Below are 19,395 nucleotides of genomic sequence, written 5' to 3'. Positions count from 1 at the left end.
CCTGTTGAGGCAGTACATCACGGTGGCGCAAGCGTCCGCAGCCAGTCGAAAGAAGCTCAAGGCCGAAAAGTTGCCGCCGTCGCCGCGACGGCAGCGGCTGGTGCGCGACATCGCGCTGATCCTGATCGCGCCGCTGCTGCTGTACCTGCTGGCGAGCCTGGTGACGTTCTCTCCGCAGGACCCGGGCTGGTCGCACTCCGGCAGCGTGACCGCGCCGCTGCACAACGTCGGCGGCCGCGTCGGCGCATGGACCGCGGACGTGCTGCTGTACCTGTGCGGCTACGTCGCGTTCCTGCTTCCGATCATGCTTGGCGCGATCGCATGGATCGCGCTGTTCGGCATGGACAGCGACGGCGATGGCGACGCGGACTTCGGCCCGGCGTTGCGACTGGTCGGCATCGTCGGTTTCCTCGTGGCGGCCACGGGCCTGCTCGAACTGCGCGTCGGCCACGCCGAAGCGTTTTCCGCCCGCGCGGGCGGCATCCTCGGCCAGCTTGTCGGCAAATCGCTCTACAGCGGCTTCGGCCCGGTGGGCGGCAATCTGTTCCTGCTCGCGTTGTTGCTGGTGTCGGTGACGCTGGCGACGGGGCTGTCGTGGTTCGCGGTGATGGACAAGATCGGCCAGTGGGTGCTGGCCTTCGGTCCGACCGCGAGCACCCTGTTCCGCAAGGGCGAGAAACAGGCCACCGAGTGGCAGCAGACGCGCGCGCTGCGCGAGGAGCGCGAGGAAGCGCGCAAGGTCGATACCGAACTGCGCGCCAAGCGTGCGCCGGTCAAGATCGAACCGCCGCCGCCGGCCGCCGCGGTCGTGGAGAAGAGCGAACGCGCCAAGCGCGAGACGCAGATCCCGTTGTTCCACACCGGCGACGGCTCGGGCATTCCGCCGCTGGCGCTGCTCGACGATCCCAAGCCGCAGCCGAAGGGTTACGACGAGCAGACGCTGGAAACCCTCTCGCGCCAGATCGAATTCAAGCTCAAGGACTTCCGCATCGACGCGCAGGTCGTCGGCGCGTACCCGGGCCCGGTCATTACGCGGTTCGAGATCGAGCCCGCGCCAGGCGTGAAGGTCAGCCAGATTTCCTCGCTCGACAAGGACATCGCGCGCGGCCTGTCGGTGAAGTCGGTGCGCGTGGTGGACGTGATTCCCGGCAAGTCGGTGATCGGCCTGGAAACGCCGAACACCTCGCGCGAGATGATCTTCCTGTCCGAGCTGCTGCGCTCGAAGGAATACGACAAGTCGACCAGCCCGCTCACGCTCGCGCTGGGCAAGGACATCGCGGGCCGCCCGACCGTCGCCGACCTGGCGCGCATGCCGCACCTGCTGGTCGCCGGTACGACCGGTTCGGGCAAGTCCGTCGCGGTCAACGCGATGGTGCTGTCGCTGCTGTACAAGGCGTCCGCGAAGGACCTGCGGATGCTGATGATCGACCCGAAGATGCTGGAGCTCTCGGTCTACCAGGGCATCCCGCACCTGCTGGCGCCGGTCGTCACCGACATGAAGGAAGCGGCCAACGGCCTGCGCTGGTGCGTGGCCGAGATGGAGCGCCGCTACAAGCTGATGTCGGCCGTCGGCGTGCGAAACCTCGCCGGCTTCAACAAGAAGGTGAGGGACGCCATCGAGGCCGGCCAGCCGATGATGGATCCGCTGTTCAAGCCGAACGCCGAACTCGGCGAGACGCCGCGCCCGCTGGAAACGCTGCCGTTCATCGTCATCTTCATCGACGAATTCGCCGACATGATGATGATCGTCGGCAAGAAGGTCGAAGAGCTCATCGCGCGCCTCGCGCAGAAGGCGCGCGCCGCCGGCATCCACCTGATCCTCGCCACGCAGCGACCGTCGGTGGACGTCATCACCGGCCTGATCAAGGCGAACATCCCGACGCGCATCGCGTTCCAGGTGTCGAGCAAGATCGACTCGCGCACCATCCTCGACCAGTCCGGTGCGGAAACGCTGCTCGGCCACGGCGACATGCTGTACCTGCCGCCCGGCACCGCCATGCCGGAGCGCGTGCACGGTGCGTTCGTGTCGGACGACGAAGTGCATCGCGTCGTCGAGCACCTCAAGCAGGTCGGCGGCGGCCCGGATTACATCGAAGGCGTGCTGGACGAAGTGCAGACGATGGGCGACGGCGTGGTCGTCGGCGCAACGGGCCTGCCGGAGACCGGCGGCGGTGGCGGCGACGAGTCCGATCCGCTGTACGACGAAGCCGTCCGCATCGTCACCGAGACCCGCCGCGCGTCGATCTCCGGCGTGCAGCGTCGCCTGAAGATCGGCTACAACCGCGCCGCGCGCCTGATCGAGGCGATGGAAGCCGCTGGCGTCGTGACCCCGCCGGAGCACAACGGCGACCGTTCGGTGCTGGCGCCGCCGCCGCCGAAATGAACCCCGCCGCGGCGACGTGCCGCGGCGTGCAGGCCTGTTCAGACAACCGCCGGCACACTCGCCGGCAACACGTGGATATCCGGAGTTTTCGCATGCGTGCAGTACGTTTCCTGGGTGCCGTGCTGGCGCTCGCGCTGGCCTCGTCGCCGGCCCTGGCCGGCGCGCGCGACGACCTCAACACGTTCACCAAGGGCATGAAGGGCCTGAGCGGCGAGTTCAGCCAGCAGGTCTTCGACCCGCAGGGCAAGTTGAAGGAAACCTCGACCGGCACGCTCGCGCTGTCGGCGCCGCGCCTGTTCCGCTGGCAGTACGTGAAGCCGTATCCGCAGCTCATCGTCGCCGACGGCAAGAAGGTGTGGGTGTTCGATCCGGACCTGCAGCAGGCCACCGTTCGCCCGCAGGGCGTCGAGGAGCAGAACAGCCCGCTCGCCGCGCTGATCGACCCGGCCAAGCTGGACGCGCAGTTCGTGGTGAAGGAACTGGGCATGGACAAGGGTCTGGAATGGCTGTCGCTCGCGCCCCGACGCGAGGCCGACGCGGCCTTCCGCAGCGCCCGACTGGGCTTCGGCGGCAGCGGCCTGGTGAAAATGCAGGTGGTCGACAACCTCGGCCAGCGGACCGAGATCGAATTCACCAATTGGAAGCGCAATCCCGCTTTCGGCGCGGACACCTTCCGCTACACGCCGCCCAAGGGCGTGGACGTGATCGGCGGCGAGTAAGCGCGCGCTGGCGGCATCGCAACCAAGGCCTGCTTCGGCAGGCCTTTGCGTTTCTGGTGAAGGCAGGGCCGGATCCGCCGGCCGCCGGAGCGCCACGTGGTCCGTCGTCTTTCGCTGCTGCTGATCGGCCTGTGCGTGTGGTCCGCGCCGGCCCTGTCGAACGAGCCCGTCGCGACCATCCCCGCGACCACGCGCGCGCTGCCGCCCGCGTCCGCGTCGCGCGCGATGGATCGCGCCGCATTGGAGAAGGCGATCGCCGGCACCGTCGTGGCGGCGCTCTCGGAACGCTTCGGCGGGCGTGCGGTGGAGGCGAAGTTCGACGATCTGCACGCGCAGCCGCTGGATGCGCAGCAGCGGCTCATCCGCGGTGAGGGCGGCATGCGCTTCGCCGGCGAGACGGGGTGGATCGGGTTTCGCTTCGCGAGCCGCTACGACGATTTTCTCGGCCAGGCGGGCTGGCCAGAGCTGGAGGTCGGCATCGGTGGCGACGGCCGGCTCATTCCCAACGACAGCCTGGCGCTCACCCAGCTGGAAGACCGCATGGCCGACACCTTGCAGCGCGAACTCGGTATGACGTCGGTGCGCATGCAGCTCGACCGCGTCGAGACCGTCGAGATGGCCAGCCATTACCTCGGCATGGAAGCGCGGGGGCTCGCGGATTTCGGACGCGATGGCAGCAGCGAAGTGCGCGTCCATGCGCTGTACGACCGACGCGATGGCGCGTGGTTGCAGATGGAGTATCAGTTGGGGCCGGAAGCGGCGCAGACGGCGTCGCTTGCTCCGTCTCCATAAGCGGGCTTTCAAGCCCCTCTCCCCACGGGAGAGGGGTTGGGGTGAGGGGCAACGAAGCGGCACGACAAGAATGGCAGTGCATGACCGCACTGCGAAGACGAATCGTGCGCCTGCGTTGCCCCTCATCCGCCCTTCGGGCACCTTCTCCCGAAGGGAGAAGGGAAGAACGCACCGGCAACGCACCGTTTTCATCTGCCTTGGTATCGTGTGCGTGAACCCCCGCGAGACCGCACGTGGCCCGCCGCACGACTTCCTCATCATCGCTCACCGACGACCTGCTCCACGTCGACAACCGCGGCATGCAGCCGCTCGCCGAGCGCATGCGTCCGCGTACGCTCGACGAGATGGTCGGGCAGAAGCGCCTGCTGTCGCCGCGCTCGGCGCTGCGCCGCGCGATCGAATCCGGCCGCGTGCATTCGATGATCCTGTGGGGCCCGCCGGGCTGCGGCAAGACCACGCTCGCGCTGCTGCTGGCCAAATACGCCGACGCCGATTTCCGCGCGATTTCCGCCGTGCTGTCGGGCCTGCCCGAAGTGCGGCAGGTGCTCGCCGAAGCCGCGCAACGTTTCGCCGAAGGCCATCGCACCGTGCTGTTCGTCGACGAGGTGCACCGCTTCAACAAGGCGCAGCAGGACGCGTTCCTGCCGCACATCGAACGCGGCACCATCCTGTTCGTCGGCGCGACCACCGAGAACCCGTCGTTCGAACTCAACTCCGCATTGCTCTCGCGCTGTCGCGTGCACGTGATGGAAGCGGTATCGGCCGACGACATCCGCATCGCGCTGCGACAGGCACTGGACGATGAAGAGCGCGGACTCGGCGGGCGCGGCCTGAAGGTGGACGACGCGTTGCTGGGCGAGATCGCGCAGGCCGCCGACGGCGACGTCCGCCGCGCGCTCACGCTGCTGGAGATCGCCGCGGAACTGGCCGAAGGCGAAGAGGGCGAGATCACCGCGGCGACGCTCGCGCAGGTGCTCGCCGACCGCACGCGCCGTTTCGACAAGGGCGGCGAACAGTTCTACGACCAGATCTCGGCGCTGCACAAATCCGTGCGCAGCTCCAATCCCGATGCCGCGCTGTACTGGTTCGCGCGCATGCTCGACGGCGGCTGCGATCGCGCGTACCTCGCGCGACGCCTCACGCGCATGGCGGTGGAGGACATTGGCCTGGCCGATCCGCGCGCGATGCCGATGGCGCTGGAAGCGTGGGACACGTTCGAACGACTCGGCAGCCCGGAAGGCGAACTCGCGCTCGCGCAGGTCGTGGTGTACCTGGCGACCACCGCCAAATCCAACGCGGTGTACGCCGCGTACAACGCCGCGCGCGCCGACGTGCAGCAATACGGCACGCAGGACGTCCCGCTGCACCTGCGCAACGCGCCGACGAAGCTGATGAAGCAGCTCGGCTATTCGAAGGGCTACCAGTACGACCACGACGTCGCGGGTGGCATCGCGCTCGACCAGACGGGATTCCCCGATGCGATGGGCGAGCGCGTGTATTACCGGCCGGTGGAGCGCGGGCTGGAGATCAAGCTCAAGGAGAAGCTCGACGGCCTTCGCGCCAGACGCGACGCCGCGCGGCGTGACGGCAATGTGAGCGGTGAGGAAGACGGAACCTGAGCGTTTTCCGGGCGTTGCCGGCCCGCAACGCCGAACGCCGATGAGGTTGTGCGCGTAAGTGATTGACCGCAAATGCGCGGCGTGATGTTGAAGTGTCGCGGTAATGTCCCGCGTTTCTCGCATGAAACCGCGGGCTGAATCGCACCCTCGACGCGAGATGTGCCGTCGCATCAAGGCCTTGCGTCATGCAGCGCGCCCGGCGCCACGTTGTTTCGTCGAAGCGCCATTTCAGTTTTGCAACGAGTGGGCCCGGTTCGGGCCGCTGCGCAGCGCGGGCGCGCACAGCGTCGGCGCCGTTCAGGACCATTAACCCCCGCGATCAAGGCGTTGGCCCGCCTGAACGACAGTTGGCACCGGCCATGCGTGTAGTTCCTTGCGTCGTTTACCGGTGCCTCCCCCGGGCGCCAGCCGACGTCACGTAAAGGAGAACAACAATGCGCATTCGTACCAGCTTGATGGCAACAGCAGTGCTCATTGGCCTGGGGCTCGGCGGCCAGGCCATGGCACAACAGACCAACGGCAACGGCGGCGAGGGTGACGACACCTTTACCGCAGCCGACAACTCCGACAACAGCACCACCGATTCGTCCAACAACAGCACGGGCGACAACCGCAACAACGACGGTTGGGCCGGCGCCGACAACGGTGCAGCGGCCGCCAACAACGGCGGTACCGCGACCAGCACGTACACCGATTCGTCGACCTTCAGCTCGACCTCCAGCACGATCGTCGCATCGACCGTGCTCGAAGGCGCCGTGTACGACGTTCGCACGTACGGCATCGGCAATGTCGCCACCAATGGCGGCAATGCCAATGGCGGAGCGGGCGGCGCCGGTGGCGATGGCTACGGCGGCGACGGCTACGGCGGCGACGGCGGCGGTGGCGACGGCTACGGCGGCAATGGCGGCAACGGCGGCGACGGCGGTTCGGGCGGCGATGGCGGCTCCGGCGGTTATGCCGAGAACGGCAGCGCGACCTCGGGCGACGCGAGCGTCGGCGACGCGACGATCGGCGATTCGACCGCCGGCCGTGGCGGCCGCGGCGGCGACACCTGGGACAACTACAGCGGTCGTGGCGGCGATACCGACAACGACAGCGGCGATGCGGGCGGCGCAAGCCTGGCCGGCTCGGCTGCGGGCGCCGAAGGTAGCGCAGGCGGCGGCGGTGGCGGTGGCGGCGGCAACTCCGGTGGCGACGGCGGTGGCGGCAACGATGCCGGCAACGACGGCACCGGCGGCGGCGGTGGTGCGGGCGGTACGGGCACCGGCGGCGCAGGCGGCGCGGGCGGCACGTCGACCGCGACCTCGACCGGCACGTCCGGTGCGGGCACCGGCACGTCCGGCGCGACCGCGGGCGATGGCGGTGCCAGCGGCACCGTGACCGCCAGTGCGGGCGGCGGCGGCGCAGGCGGCGCGGCGAGCAATGGCGACGCGAGCAACGGCAGTGCCGATGCCAGCGCGACCAACGGCTCGGCGACCGCAGGCGACGGCGCGGTGGCAGCGGCCGGCGCGACCGGCGGCGACGGCGGCGCGGGCGGCACCGGCAACGGTGCGGGCGGCACGGGCGGCACGGGCAACGGCGGCGTCGGCAACGGCGCGACCGGTGGCGCGGGCGGCGCGGGCGGCAGCAACATGGTCGATGCCGGCTCCTTCGACATGTCCTCCACGATGACCGGCACCGCCAGCGGCGCAGCGGGCATCACGGTGGCAGCGCAGAACAGCGGCTTCTCCTCGCTGATCCAGCAGGGCATCACCGTCCAGGCCAACCTGACCGTCGGTCCGTAAGGCGTTCCGCGATGCATGGCCGTCCACCCGACGTCCATGCGTCTGGATACGTTCGAGCACTCCCGCCGGCGGCAACGCCGGCGGGAATCGTGCGAGACCAACGCGGAAAGCCATCGGCAAGGAGCATGACGATGCAACGCAATCGTTCCATCGCATTGGGCGGTCTGGTCGGGGTGGCGATGTGGTGCGTGGCGGGCCTTGCCTGCGCGCAGCAGGCGCCCGACGCCGATCTTTCGTCCATCGCGTCACAGCCCGTCGTCGTAACGCCTGCTTTCGTCGAACCGGTTCCGGTCGATGCGACAGCGGCGCCCGATGCCGCGTTCGGCACGGCCGTCGATCCCGGCGCGCTGTCCGACCTGCGCGGCGGCGACGCGCAAGTGGTCGACAACGACATCCTCGTCAACGGCCGCGTCGAGGACGCGATCGCCGACGACGTACTCACCGGCAGCAACGCGGTCACGTCCGGTTCGTTCGCCAATGCCAGCGGGATTTCCACGGTGATCCAGAACACCGGTGCGAACGTGCTGATCCAGAACGCGATGATCGTGAACGTGAAGTTCGCGGACGCGGGCCCATGAGGCTGCGCACATTCCGGTGCCGCGCGATCCTGGCGGCCTCGGCGTGGATTCTGGTTTCCGGCCTCGCGCAGGCCGGTACGGTGGACGTGCGCGCACCGCCGAACGGCGCGTATTCGCTGAAGGTGACCAGCCTGAAGGAAGCGCGCTTCAAGACCACCGTGCGACAGCAGTACGACTTCAGTTGCGGCTCGGCGGCGACCGCGACGCTTTTGACCTACCAGTACGGCCATCCGGTCACCGAGGCCGAAGTGTTCATGCAGATGTACCAGACCGGCGACCAGGCGAAGATCCGCCAACGCGGCTTCTCGCTGCTGGACATGCGCCGCTACCTGCGGTCGCTGGGCTTCGAGGCCGACGGCTTCGAGCAGCCGCTGGACAAGCTCGTCGCCGAGGGACTGCCGGCGATCGTGCTGCTCAACGATCGCGGCTATCGCCACTTCGTGGTGGTGAAAGGATTCCGCAACGAGCGCGTGCTGCTCGGCGATCCCGCGCGCGGGACACGCGCGATGCCGCGTTCGCGCTTCGAGAAACTGTGGGACAACCGCATCCTGTTCGTGGTGCACAACCGCCGCGAACGCGCGCAGTTCAACATGCCGCAGGACTGGCGCACCGCGCCGCCGGCGCCGCTGGACGCGGGCATCGCGCGCGACAGCCTGTACAACATCGTGACGCCCCGGCGCGGTCCGGGCGACATCTGACGGAGGGTTCGACCATGGACTCGCCTTCGTTCAAACATGGCGTTTTCCGCTGCATCGCGCTCGCGGCGCTCGCATGCTGCGCACCCGCGCTCGCCGCGCCGCCCGCAAGCGTGCTCGGTGCCGAATGGGTCGCCATCGATCCCGCGCTGCTGGACGACATGCGCGGCGGTTTCCTCACCTCCGGCGGCACGGCGCTGTCGTTCGGCATCGAGCGCGCGGTGTTCGTCAACGGCGAACTGCTGGCGACCACCCGCGTGCAGATTCCCGACGTCGCGCGCATGACCGCCGACCAGGCGCAGGAGCTGCAGCGCTTCAACCAGGGCGTGGTCGTGCAGATCGGCGGCGGCAACACGTTCGAGCCGTCCGGCGCGCCCGGCGGCATCGTGATCCAGAACACCCGGGACGGGCAGGACATCCGTGCGCTCACCACGGTGAACGTCGGGGTCGATACGTTGCAGGCGTTCCAGGACCTCAATACGCAATCGACGCTGCACAACGCGATGGTCACCGCCACCGCACCCTGAACGGGCGCGCCGGCCGCGCGCCCGCATTCGTCGCCGGACTGCGTTCTCATCGGATGGACCTCCCGGCACGGCCGTACCAGAAGGACGACGCATGAGAAGGACGCCGCAGTTGCCCCGCCGCCTGATGCTCGCCCCGTGCCTGTGGCTCGCCGCCGCCGCGGCCGCCCAGGCGCAGGACCAGTGGCAGGGACTGGAGCCGGCCCGTCCGGCTGCGCAGCCCCAGGCCGGCGGGGCACTTTCTGCGACACCGCCCGCACCCGCGTCGAAGGAGCGCTCGCTGGACGAGCTACAGCGCGAGATCAACGCGCAGACGCAGCGGCTGGAAGCATTGCGCGATTCGCTCGCGCAGCAGGAACAGGCGGTCGCGAACCTGCAACGCGCGCTCGACGAGGAACGCCTGGACGCCGAACGCGGCGCCGGCGTCGCGCCGGGCACGGTGTTGCCGACGCTCGCGCAGCAGGCGCCCGCCGCCGCGCAGGCGCCGCCGCAGCCGCGCCAGGCGCAGGCCGCGCAGCCGCAACAACAACAACCGCAGAAGCAGAAGCCCGTCGGCCAGGCGCCCGACTCGGTGACGCGTCCGCCGGAAGTCGCGCAGATCTTCGACCAGCCCGGCGTGCTCACGCCGTCGGGCAAGTTCATCCTCGAACCCTCGCTGCAGTACGGCTATTCGGCGAACGATCGCGTGGCGCTGGTCGGCTACACGGTGATCCCCGCGATCCTCATCGGCCTGATCGACGTGCGCCAGGTGAAGACGACCTCCGGCATCGGCACGATCACCGGCCGCATGGGCATCGGCGGGCGCGCCGAAGTCGAAGTGAAGGTGCCGTACGTCTACCTCAACGGCGACACGGTCAGCCGCGAGATCTTCACCGGCAGCGCGCAGGACCGCGTGTTCAACGCGAGCGGCCACGGCATGGGCGACGTCGAGGCGACCGCGCGTTACCAGCTCAACCGCGGCGGCCCGGACAAGGCGTTCTACATCGGTTGGCTGCGCTACAAGAGCCGCACCGGCAAGGACCTGTTCGAAGTCACCACCGACTGCGTGCAGCGCTGCATCCAGAACGCGACCGGCACCGGCCTGCCCCTGGAGCTGCCGACCGGTACGGGCTTCGAGGCGATCCAGCCGGGCGTGACGTGGCTGTATCCGTCCGATCCGGTCGTGTTCTTCGGCACCTTCAGCTACCTCTACAACTTCGAACGCAGCAACGTCTCGCGCACCGTGCTCGGGCGCGAAGAGGAATTCCTCGGCGACGTGCAGGCGGGCGACATCTGGGGCTTCAACCTCGGCATGGGCCTGGCGCTCAACGAGAAGGCATCTATCAGCCTGGGCTACGACACGAGCCTGATCGGCAAGACCAAGCAGAACGGACGCGAATCGCCGGGCTCCGTGCGGTTGACGCTGGGCACGCTGCTGCTGGGCGGCACGTACCGCTTCAGCGATCGCTGGTCGCTCAACGTCGCCCTCGGCGTCGGCGTGACGCGCGATACGCCGGACATGACGTTGACGGCGCGCGTGCCGATTTCGTTCTGACCGTTGCAACGCAGAAGGTTTGAGCCCCTCTCCCCGCGGGAGAGGGGTTGGGGTGAGGGTCGGCGAAGTGTCTTGCGACCCGATCGCGCGGAACTGCCTTCTATCATTCCATCGGCCTGGGTCCCGGCCTGCGCCGGGATGACGGTGCCGGGGCGTCCGGCATCGGCTGCCTTCACACCTGTTTCACCCGCGCAGGTTCTATCTCGCGATCACGCGCGCGCCGCGCGACAGCGTGCGCCGGCAGTTCGCATCGGGTTTCCCTCTCGCCCCAAAAACACGGAGAAGGCACATGAAACGACTCGTCCTCGGCGCGGCACTGGTGCTCGCGCTGGCCGGCTGCGCCAGCACGCCGACGGTGCACACCGACTACGACCCCGCCGCGCAGTTCAACGCGTACCGCACCTACACGTGGCTGAAAAAACCGGAAGGCCGCTCGCCGCTGGTCGAGCAGCGCGTGGTCGCCGCGATCGACGCCAAGCTCGCGGCGAAGGGCTGGCGGCAGACCGCCGACACCAATGCCGATGTCGGCATCGTCGCCAACGTCGCGACGCAGCAACAGCAGACGCTGGACACGTTCTACAGCGGTCCCGCGTGGGGCGGTTACGGTTGGGGACGCTGGGGCGGCGCGGGCATGGGCTCGGCCACCACCACGGTGCGCAACTACGAAGTCGGCACGCTCGTCGTCGACATGTTCGACATGAAGACCAAGCAGGCGATCTGGCGCGGCACCGCGTCCGGCACGGTTCCGGATTCGCCGGAAGACATCAACGCCAAGGCGCAGGCCGGCGTCGAGAAGATGTTCGCGACCTTCCCGCCGGGAAGCGCGCCGGCGGCGAAGTGATGCCAGCAAGTTGGGCCTGATGACGGCGTCGCAGATCAGGATTCACCGTCATCCCGGCGAACACCGGGACCCAGGCCCGTGACGCAGAAGGCCGGCGAAAGCCGGCCTTCTTCGTTCGTCGCGACACGCGCAAACTCAAACCCGCTTGAAGTAGAACCCCGCGTAATGATCCAGCGTGCAGTCCGGTTCGAATGGCACGCGCAGGTGACGCTCCTTCGACTGCCACTGGTCCTCCAGCGAATACCCCAGCGCCTGCATCTGCGCCACGAACTCCGGCTTCGCCATCACGCGGTACGGCAGCACGGCCTTGCCGATGTTCTGCAACGTCACGTAGCCGCGTCGCGGATGCACGGGCGTCAGGTTCACCAGCACATGCGTGGGCGGCGAGGGCAGGCGGCCGAGCAGTTCGGGCAGCGTGTAGTCCAGGTACTGCAGCGCGCCGCAGGTGATCAGCACGTCGTGGTCGCTGGCGGCTTCGGGCGCGTCGGCGAAGTGCAGCAGCCCCTTCGGATCGTTCTCGCGCGCCCAGTCGCGGCCCGCGTCCATCACCGCCGGCACGTCGTGCACGCGCCATTCCATCGTGTCGGGATAATCGACGTAACGGCGGAAGCCGTAGTACGTCACGCCGATGTGGCCGCCGAGATCAAAAATGCGGTGGCGTCCCTGCGCGAGCAGGCGTGAAATCCAGTGGACCATCGGGTAGTCGCTCACGCGGATGCTGCGGTGACGGTCCATGTACATGCCGGTCGTCGACGGCTGGTCGTAGCTGGTCGGCAGCGACGGCGCCGCCGCCAGCGCCTGGTCGCGCGAGGCGTAGGCACCGTAGTACGCGTTGCCGCCGTGGTACGGGCGATTGAACAGGCGCCGGTACAGCGGCCGCGCGATCAGGCGCACGCCGGGCAGTTCGGCGGTTTCGATGGCGATGCGCACCAGGTGGCGTTTGGCCATCAGCGTCTCGTGTTGCACGGGCGTCCCCCTCCATTCGTCCTGGACTAAGCAAACGCGTTATCCGCAAAAAAGGGGACGCGACCGGCGGTCAGCGGGCGCGTAGGGCGTCGAGGCGTTCGCTGTACGCCGCCCGGGTGTCGCCGTTGCTGAGCGCCTGTGCGCGGGCCAGCGAGCGGATCGCGAGCGAGGTCTTTCCCGCCTTCAGGTAGGCGTTCGCGAGGGCCGAATGGAACCGGTGCTCCTGCGGCTGCAGTTCGATGGCGCGGCGGTAGAAGCGCGTCGCACGCGCCAGGTCGCCGGCGTTTTCCGCGTTCACCGCCTGCACGAAGGCGTGGAAGGGATCGTTGCGCTGGATGCGCGCGAGCCGCTTGCGGTACTGCGCCTCCAGCGGGCGATCGCCCATGCGCGCGGCGAGGCCGGCGAGGTTAAACAGGGCGTTGGTGTTGTCCGGTTCCAGCTCGAGCGCGTGGCGATAATCGCGCTCGCCGCCGCGCGGATCGCCATTGCGCGTGCGCACGACGCCGGCGTTGCTCCAGTACCCCGCGTAACCGGGATCCAGTACGAGCGCGCGCTCCAGCAGTGCCAGCGCCGCGGGGTAGTCGGCGGCGGCGAGGCGATCGACGGCGAGGTTGTTGTAGTAGTGCGCGATGAGGCGTTCGATGGTGATCGGTTGCGGCGGATCGCGCGGGATGATCTGGTCGCCGGCGACATCCACCGTGTAGCGACGCACGCCCATGCGCACGATCGCGTTGACGTGGTTGCTCAGGTACAGCGTGCCGTCGGCCTGGCGGAAACCGAGGATCTGCTCGATCTCCTGCGGGGCCGCGTCCAGTCCGGTTTCCTTCGCCAGCGCGAGGAACAGCATCGTGAAGCTGAGGCAGTTCGCGCTGCGCGCCTCGTACGCCTGCGCGACGGTGAGGTTCGCCGTTTCCACGTACGTCATGCCCAGACCGTCGGGCGAGAACAGGAAGACGCCCAGCCGTTCCAGGCGCTCGTGCGGGCCGGGATTGTCGTGGAGGATCTCGCGCTGCACGCGCTCGCGCAGCGACGCGGGCAGGGCCATGACTTCGCTGGCCGGTGCGATTTCGTAATCGTCGCCTGCGACCGGAACACTCCCGACCGTCGCCGGCTGGGCCAAGCCCGCTTGGCATGCGAATGCGAGGAACAGCGCGACAACCATGCTGCGCATCGACGAACGCCTTGCGGTCCCGTGGGCCGCCTGAACGCCTTTGCGCCAGTCTATTCCTGCGTGCGGAAAGCGCGTGTGGACGCGTGCGCGGGGAGTTCAGGCCCCCGGCGCTATCCTTCGGGACGAGTCACGCAGGAGGATCGAACATGGCCACCGGTTGGGCAGGCGATGGCGCCGTACAGGACCAGATCGACGCGACCGTGAAGGACGGCATCCAGCGCGCCCGCAGCAAGCTGCCGCAGGGCCCCGGACTGACGCATTGCGAGGAATGCGGCGTCGAGATCCCGCAGGCCCGCCGCGACGCCGTTCCTGGCGTGCGCCTGTGCATCGCCTGCCAGGAAGCGCACGACGCGGAAGAGGCCGCCTTCAGCGGCTACAACCGTCGCGGGAGCAAGGATTCGCAACTGCGCTGAGGCTTGGCGAGGCTTCGCGCGCGCTCAGATTCCCAGCAGCGGCGTGGCCTGTTCCAGCCGCACACGCAGCTGTTCGGCAAGGCGCAGGCTCAGCGCGATGATGGTGAAGGTCGGGAATGCCCAGCTTCCCGTCGGGAACACCGAACTGCCGGCGATGTGCAGGTTGTCCACGCCGTGCACCTGGCAGTGCCGGTCGACGACGCCGTCGCGGGCGCTGTCGGCCATGCGCGTGGTGCCCATGTGGTGCGAGGTGCCGAACACCTGCGGTATGCCGCCGTTTTCCTCCAGCCACGGTTCGGCCTGGAAGCGCCCGTTGCACGCGCGCGCCAGTTCGCCGCCGAACAGCGTCGCCGCCGTGCGATAGGTATGGCGATCCAGCTCCGTCAGGCGCCAGTCGACGTTCACCTTGCGTAGCCCCATCGCGTCGCGCTCGTCGCCGAGCGTGATGCGGCTGTCGTGGTTGGGCACCTGTTCGAAATAGCCGATGAGGTCGACGCGCTCGGTGCGCACCGTCGGCTTGCGGGTGAGCTTGCGACCGACGGCCTTCGCGATGTCGCCCGCATTGAGCCCGGCACGCAGCGTGAGCGAACGGATGTCCTCGGTCGGCATCGACTTGGCGATGTAATCGGGCTCGCCGTTGCGACGTCCGCACACGCGCGCCTTGATCGCCCAGTTCTCGTTGCCGCGACGCGCGCGGATCGCCGCGCGCAGGTCGCGCAGCGCCTGCAAACCTTCGGGCACCGGTTCCTCGAATGCGAACGGCCGCACGCGACCGCTGAGGATGCGGTGCCGGCGCTGCGCTTCGTCGGACAGGCAGATCTCCGGATGCGCCTGCGGCCGGCCCTTGGGCACGTTGCGATCGTAAGGACGCGTCAGCATGCGCGGGTCGTCGGCGAACAGCGTGCCGAGCTTGCCGCTGGGATGGTCCATGAAATAGCGGCCCACCAGATCGTGCGCATTGCCCAGGCCCTGCGCGATGGTGGAATTGGAGGACAGCAGCAGGCGCGCGTTCTCGATCCCGCCGCACGCGAGCACGTAGTGGCGCGCGCGCACGGTGCCGCGTCGGCCGTCGAGCGTGCCGATGCGCGCATGCCGCACGGCCTGCGCCGATTCGACCGCATCGAGTTCGATCAGGTTGGCGTGCAGCAGCACGGTGATGTTTTCCGCGCGCTCGAACACGTCGTGGTAGGCGTGGCCGAAGATCATCGGGCTCGACGCGAAGGTCTTGTGCACCAGCGCATCGCCTTCGAATTCCAGCGGCGCGCGCGAGAAGGGTGTGAGGAAGGTGTCCTCGCCGAAGTCGTGCTGGTCCAGCCCGCAGAACGTGCGCGCCTTGCGGTAGTGCGGTTCCAGGTCGTCGAATCCGATCGGCCAGCCGCTGTGCGGCACCCAGTCGCGCGGCGCGAGGTTGGCCAGCGGAATGCAGCCGCGGCCCCAATAGTTGCACGTACCGCCGAACGCGCGCAGCCGCGACGCACCCGGATCGAACGGCGGCTCGCCGACGGAATGGCCTTCCAGCAGCGCCTGGTAACGCTCGTCGGCGGTGAGCCCGCCGCTCTCGATCACGCACACCGACGCCTGCGTGCCGAGGAACGCCCAGGCGATCGCGAGCCCCGCGGCGCCGGCGCCGATGATGCAGATGTCCGCGTCGATGTCGGCCGGCGAGGACGCATTCCGGTAATCGAAGATCAAATGTGCAGCCCCTGGGAAACGTTTCATGCGCCGGCGTGCGAAGCGCGCACCGGGCCACCGTTCGAAAGAAACGCAGCCAGGGCCCGAAAGGGGACAGGTGGGAAGGTTGAGGCAGGCCGCTTACGCGGCACTGCCGCGTGGCCTGGCGAAAGCCCGGCCATGGAGGGCCGGGCAGGGCGCTCCGAAGCGGCGACGTTTCGCCATGGAGGGCGGCGCTTCGTCAAAGGAAGGCGGTGCAAAGCGGCACTGCCGCGTGGCCTGCCGAAAGCCCGGTCATGGATGGCCGGTCAGGGCTAAAGCGGCGGCCTGCGCATGTGCCACATCACCCGTCATCCCCGCGAAGGCGGGGATCCAGGCCGTCACGGCATCCGCATCATCACCGTCATTCCAGCGAAAGCTGGAACCCATCTCTTCGCGAACAAGCGGGAGCGATCAGGCGCATCACCGCACAGCATGTCCCGCCCCTCACCCCAACCCCTCTCCCGGCGGGAGAGGGGCTCGATCCCAGGCCGTCACGACATCGACTACATCACCGTCATTCCAGCGAAAGCTGGAACCTATCTTGATCTTCGCGCGAACAAGCGGGAGGCATCACACGCATCACCGCACCGCACGACCCGACCCTCACCCCAACCCCTCTCCCGGCGGGAGAGGGGCTAACGCGGCCGCCTCTGCTTGCACCGCGTCAGGATCGGCTACGGCAGCAAACTACTGCGCCGACAACGGCATCGGCCGCGCCAATCCCCGCGCGATCGCGCTGTCGAGCAACGCGTGCGTCTTGCGTTCGGCTTCGTCGATGATCTTTTCCTGCTGCTTACCCAGCGCATCCATCTGACGGCCCAAGGCGTCCATCGGCTTGCCGGCCTCGTCCATCTGGCGGCTCAGCGCTTCCATCGGCGCCTGGTTCGCGGCAAGCGCCGCGCTGCGCTGCTCGATCACGCGGCTCTGCGCATCCATCTGCTTGCCGAGTTCGTCCATCTGCCGACCCAGGTCGTCCATCGTGGCTTCGAGGCGATCGCGACCGGCCCCGTCCGCGCTCGCCATCTGCGAGGCGATCTCCGCCTGCCGCTCGGCCAGCGCGCTCTGCTGGTCGGCCAGCCGTTCCATGCGACGCGACGCGGCATTCATCGCGGCATCGTCATCGGCCTGCTCGGACAGCTTTTCCATCTGCGCACCCAGGGCTTCCATGCGGTCGCCATGGACTTCCATCTGGTCGCCAAGCGTCTTCATCTGCGCGCCGATCCGATCGCTGTCGCGCCATGCGTCGCGCACCTTCGCCATCGTCTCGGCGTCGGACACCACGTACGCCTTGCCGCCGCGACGGAACCAGACGAAGTCCTGGTTGGTCAGGCTGCGGCGGGCGCTCTCGATCTCGGGAAGGTCATCGGTGGAACCCGACATGCGGATACCGTCGCGGTCCTTGCTGACGAGCGCGTAGGCATCGCGATCGTCGCGCGTGAGGCGCATCGTGCGCACCTGCGTCTTCGCCGGCGCGGCCTTCGGCGCGGGCTGCGACTGCGCGATCGGCTTCGCCCGGCTGGCTGCGTCGGCGGTGGCCTGCGCCGCGGTGGCGGCCGTGGGCTTGCCGTCCTGGCCGATCTGCGCGTGCGCGTAGAACGCCAGGCACGCGATGGCGACGCCGACCAGCGGCAGGGCGACGCCGCCGCGCACGGGGCGCGCGCCGGGACGGACGAGTTGTTCGATGCGGGACATCAGATGGCCTCCATGGGCGGCTTGCGCGAGGGCGGGCGTGAAAGGAGCGGCGGCGTGGCTGCACGACCACTCCGCCAGTTCGGACAGCGCCAGCGCGAGCCGACGCGGCTGTCCGGTGATATCGGCGGCGAGGCGGTCGGCGATGTGCTCGCGCTCGTCGCGGATGCGACGCGACAGCCACCACGTCACCGGGTGGTAGAAGAGCAGCGCCTCGGCGAGGTTCTGCAGCAGGTTCACGAGGTAGTCGTGGCGACGCACGTGCGCCAGTTCGTGCGCGAGCAGCGCTTCGATCAGATCCGCCGGCATCCGCGTGAGCAGCCCCGCCGGCACCAGCACGACCGGACGCCACCAGCCGGCGGACACCGGGGAGGACAGCGATTCCACGATCCGCAGCGCGACGGCGCGACGCAGCCCGAACCGCTGCGCCAGCGCATCCAGGCGCGTTTGCCACTGCCGATGCGCCGACGATTGCGGCGTCGCGCGCAGCCGCTGGATCCACAGCCAACCCGCCGCCATGCGCAGCGACAGCGCGCCGGCGCCCGCGGCCCACAACAGGACGATCGTCGGCAGCGCGGCGTCCAGGCGCGAGGACGCGTCGGCCGCGATGCTGCTGGTGACGATCGCAACGCCGGTGATGCGCACGACATCCGCCGTCGCCGCTGCGGCATCGGCCGACGCCGGCGTCCACAGTTGCGCGATCACATAGGCGCCCGGCACCAGCGCGCACAGCAGCAGTGCCGAGCACGCGACCGCGTAACGTGCCTGCGGTCGCGCGTCGCGCAGCAGGTGCAGCGCGATCGCCGCAAGCAGCCCGATGAGCGCGCCTTGCCAGAGGAAGTGGAGCAGGGCGCGGCCGAGCGCCGGAACCAGCAGGGCCAGAAAGTCAGTCATCGCGATGCTCCGTGCCGCGTGCGTCGTTGGAGGATTCGTCCTTGAGGAGCTGGCGGATTTCCTCGCGCTCCTTTTCGCTCACGTGCTCGTTCAACGCCGCCATGACCAGCGCCTTGCCCGAACCGGAAAACGCCTTCTGGATCAGGTCGCGCAGCAGGTTGGTCTGCAACGCGTCCTGCGCGTGCGCGGCGGCGTAGACGTGCGAGCGCTGGCTTTCGTCGCGCGTGAGCAGCCCCTTGGCGTGCATCACCTGCATCAGGCGAAGCACCGTGGCGTAGGTGGCGTCCGGGCGTTCGGCGAGCCGCGCCTGGTGCACGTCCTTCACGGTCGAGGGGCCCAGGCGCCAGATCGCCCGGAGCAGGTCCAGTTCGGCGGCGGTGGGCTTGGGCGGCTTGGCGGACTTGCGGGTCATGGCGGGCTTGAAGGAGAGCGTGTGGGGATGCTGATCCATCTAGAACACTTTGTCTAGACTGTTTTGTCTATGACGAAAGTCATGGGCGCCGCGGCCCGCGGATCTCTAGGATGGGCCCGCCGCGCCACCGGGAGCCTCGCGATGTCCTCCGTCCGTCCGTTCGCACCGCGCATCGTCTGGATCCCCGTCGTGATCGGCGGCCTGCTGGTCGCCCTGGGCGACTTCATCTTCGCCACGACCCTATGGTTCTCGTGGGACGCGGAAGGTTTAAGGCGCTGCTTCCAGACCATCGCGGTCGGCGTGCTGGGGCAGGCGAGCTACACGGGCGGCACGCAATCGGCCGCGCTCGGCGCCGTGTTGCATGTGCTGATGGCGACGGCCTTCGTGGCGATCTACACGCTCGTCGCTCGGCGCCATCCGTCGCTGCTCTCGCGGCCGGTGGTGCTCGGCGTGCTGTACGGCGTGGTGCTGTACATCGTGATGAATTTCGTGGTGATGCCGTTGTCGCGCGTCGGGCGTTCGCCGTCGTTCGCGCACCCTGACTGGATCGCGTACTCGGTGCTCGCGCACATGCTCTTCGGGGTGGTCTGCGTGCTGTTCGCGCGGCGCGCACTGCGTCATCGCTGAGCGGGCGCGACCCGCCTGTCGGCTGGCCGCTGCGGCCCCTT

At 68.7% G+C, this 19,395-nt stretch carries 17 protein-coding genes; 12 read left to right on the top strand and 5 right to left on the bottom strand.

What is annotated here, in order from left to right:
• Positions 1-22 precede the first annotated feature (22 nt).
• From LA521A_RS10200 to LA521A_RS10155, 10 genes are all read left to right on the top strand, one after another.
• Positions 23-2,383 (top strand): DNA translocase FtsK, encoded by a 2,361-nt coding sequence (locus LA521A_RS10200; protein ID WP_281782071.1) that lies wholly within the window; start codon positions 23-25, stop codon positions 2,381-2,383.
• A gap of 92 nt (positions 2,384-2,475) precedes the next feature.
• Positions 2,476-3,102, top strand: a complete 627-nt coding sequence (lolA, locus tag LA521A_RS10195; protein ID WP_281778807.1) for an outer membrane lipoprotein periplasmic chaperone LolA — start codon at positions 2,476-2,478, stop codon at positions 3,100-3,102.
• Between the two features lie 96 nt (positions 3,103-3,198).
• Positions 3,199-3,894, top strand: a complete 696-nt coding sequence (locus LA521A_RS10190) for a hypothetical protein (RefSeq protein WP_281778806.1) — start codon at positions 3,199-3,201, stop codon at positions 3,892-3,894.
• Positions 3,895-4,193: 299 nt separating this feature from the next.
• The gene (locus LA521A_RS10185) at positions 4,194-5,513 is read left to right on the top strand and encodes a replication-associated recombination protein A (protein WP_281782070.1); all 1,320 of its coding nucleotides are present in this window, start codon (positions 4,194-4,196) and stop codon (positions 5,511-5,513) included.
• Between the two features lie 434 nt (positions 5,514-5,947).
• Positions 5,948-7,297 (top strand): hypothetical protein, encoded by a 1,350-nt coding sequence (locus LA521A_RS10180; protein WP_281778805.1) that lies wholly within the window; start codon positions 5,948-5,950, stop codon positions 7,295-7,297.
• A gap of 131 nt (positions 7,298-7,428) precedes the next feature.
• A complete protein-coding gene (locus LA521A_RS10175) occupies positions 7,429-7,875 on the top strand; it encodes a hypothetical protein (protein ID WP_281778804.1) in 447 nt (148 codons plus the stop codon).
• Positions 7,872-8,573 (top strand): C39 family peptidase, encoded by a 702-nt coding sequence (locus tag LA521A_RS10170; RefSeq protein WP_281778803.1) that lies wholly within the window; start codon positions 7,872-7,874, stop codon positions 8,571-8,573. Before LA521A_RS10175 ends, LA521A_RS10170 begins: the two co-directional genes overlap by 4 nt.
• A 14-nt stretch (positions 8,574-8,587) precedes the next feature.
• The gene (locus tag LA521A_RS10165) at positions 8,588-9,097 is read left to right on the top strand and encodes a hypothetical protein (protein WP_281778802.1); all 510 of its coding nucleotides are present in this window, start codon (positions 8,588-8,590) and stop codon (positions 9,095-9,097) included.
• Positions 9,098-9,188: 91 nt separating this feature from the next.
• Complete coding sequence (locus LA521A_RS10160) at positions 9,189-10,628, top strand: transporter (protein ID WP_281778801.1); 1,440 nt, start codon at positions 9,189-9,191, stop codon at positions 10,626-10,628.
• 289 nt (positions 10,629-10,917) lie between these two features.
• Entirely contained in the window at positions 10,918-11,469 is a 552-nt protein-coding gene (locus LA521A_RS10155) for a DUF4136 domain-containing protein (RefSeq protein WP_281778800.1), read from the top strand.
• 135 nt (positions 11,470-11,604) lie between these two features.
• Here the strand turns inward: LA521A_RS10155 and LA521A_RS10150 are convergent, their stop codons facing one another.
• Together LA521A_RS10150 and LA521A_RS10145 are read right to left on the bottom strand one after the other, a co-directional pair.
• A complete protein-coding gene (locus LA521A_RS10150) occupies positions 11,605-12,417 on the bottom strand; it encodes a TIGR04325 family methyltransferase (RefSeq protein ID WP_281778799.1) in 813 nt (270 codons plus the stop codon).
• An 88-nt stretch (positions 12,418-12,505) separates the two neighbouring features.
• Positions 12,506-13,606 carry a tetratricopeptide repeat protein gene (locus LA521A_RS10145; protein WP_281778798.1) on the bottom strand — a complete coding sequence of 367 codons (1,101 nt, stop codon included), beginning with the start codon at positions 13,604-13,606 and terminating at the stop codon, positions 12,506-12,508.
• Between the two features lie 146 nt (positions 13,607-13,752).
• Here LA521A_RS10145 and LA521A_RS10140 point away from each other — a divergent pair, with 146 nt between their 5' ends.
• On the top strand, positions 13,753-14,019 hold the full coding sequence (locus tag LA521A_RS10140; RefSeq protein WP_281778797.1) for a DksA/TraR family C4-type zinc finger protein: 267 nt from the start codon (positions 13,753-13,755) through the stop codon (positions 14,017-14,019).
• 24 nt (positions 14,020-14,043) lie between these two features.
• Here LA521A_RS10140 and LA521A_RS10135 read toward each other — a convergent pair whose 3' ends face one another.
• From LA521A_RS10135 to LA521A_RS10125, 3 genes are all read right to left on the bottom strand, one after another.
• Positions 14,044-15,738 carry an FAD-dependent oxidoreductase gene (locus LA521A_RS10135; RefSeq protein ID WP_281778796.1) on the bottom strand — a complete coding sequence of 565 codons (1,695 nt, stop codon included), beginning with the start codon at positions 15,736-15,738 and terminating at the stop codon, positions 14,044-14,046.
• 681 nt (positions 15,739-16,419) lie between these two features.
• A complete protein-coding gene (locus tag LA521A_RS10130) occupies positions 16,420-18,315 on the bottom strand; it encodes a M56 family metallopeptidase (RefSeq protein ID WP_281778795.1) in 1,896 nt (631 codons plus the stop codon).
• The gene (locus LA521A_RS10125; protein WP_281778794.1) at positions 18,308-18,727 is read right to left on the bottom strand and encodes a BlaI/MecI/CopY family transcriptional regulator; all 420 of its coding nucleotides are present in this window, start codon (positions 18,725-18,727) and stop codon (positions 18,308-18,310) included. Before LA521A_RS10125 ends, LA521A_RS10130 begins: the two co-directional genes overlap by 8 nt.
• 141 nt (positions 18,728-18,868) lie before the next feature.
• On the opposite strand from LA521A_RS10125, the gene LA521A_RS10120 reads away from it, so the two are divergent.
• Positions 18,869-19,354: a hypothetical protein gene (locus LA521A_RS10120; RefSeq protein WP_281778793.1), complete on the top strand. Its 486-nt coding sequence runs from the start codon at positions 18,869-18,871 to the stop codon at positions 19,352-19,354.
• The last annotated feature ends 41 nt before the right edge of the window (positions 19,355-19,395 follow it).

The sequence above is a fragment of the Lysobacter auxotrophicus genome (genome assembly GCF_027924565.1).
Lineage (GTDB): Bacteria > Pseudomonadota > Gammaproteobacteria > Xanthomonadales > Xanthomonadaceae > Lysobacter_J > Lysobacter_J auxotrophicus.
The sequence above is the reverse complement of the archived record's forward strand: the minus strand, read 5'-3'. Positions and strand labels throughout refer to the sequence as shown.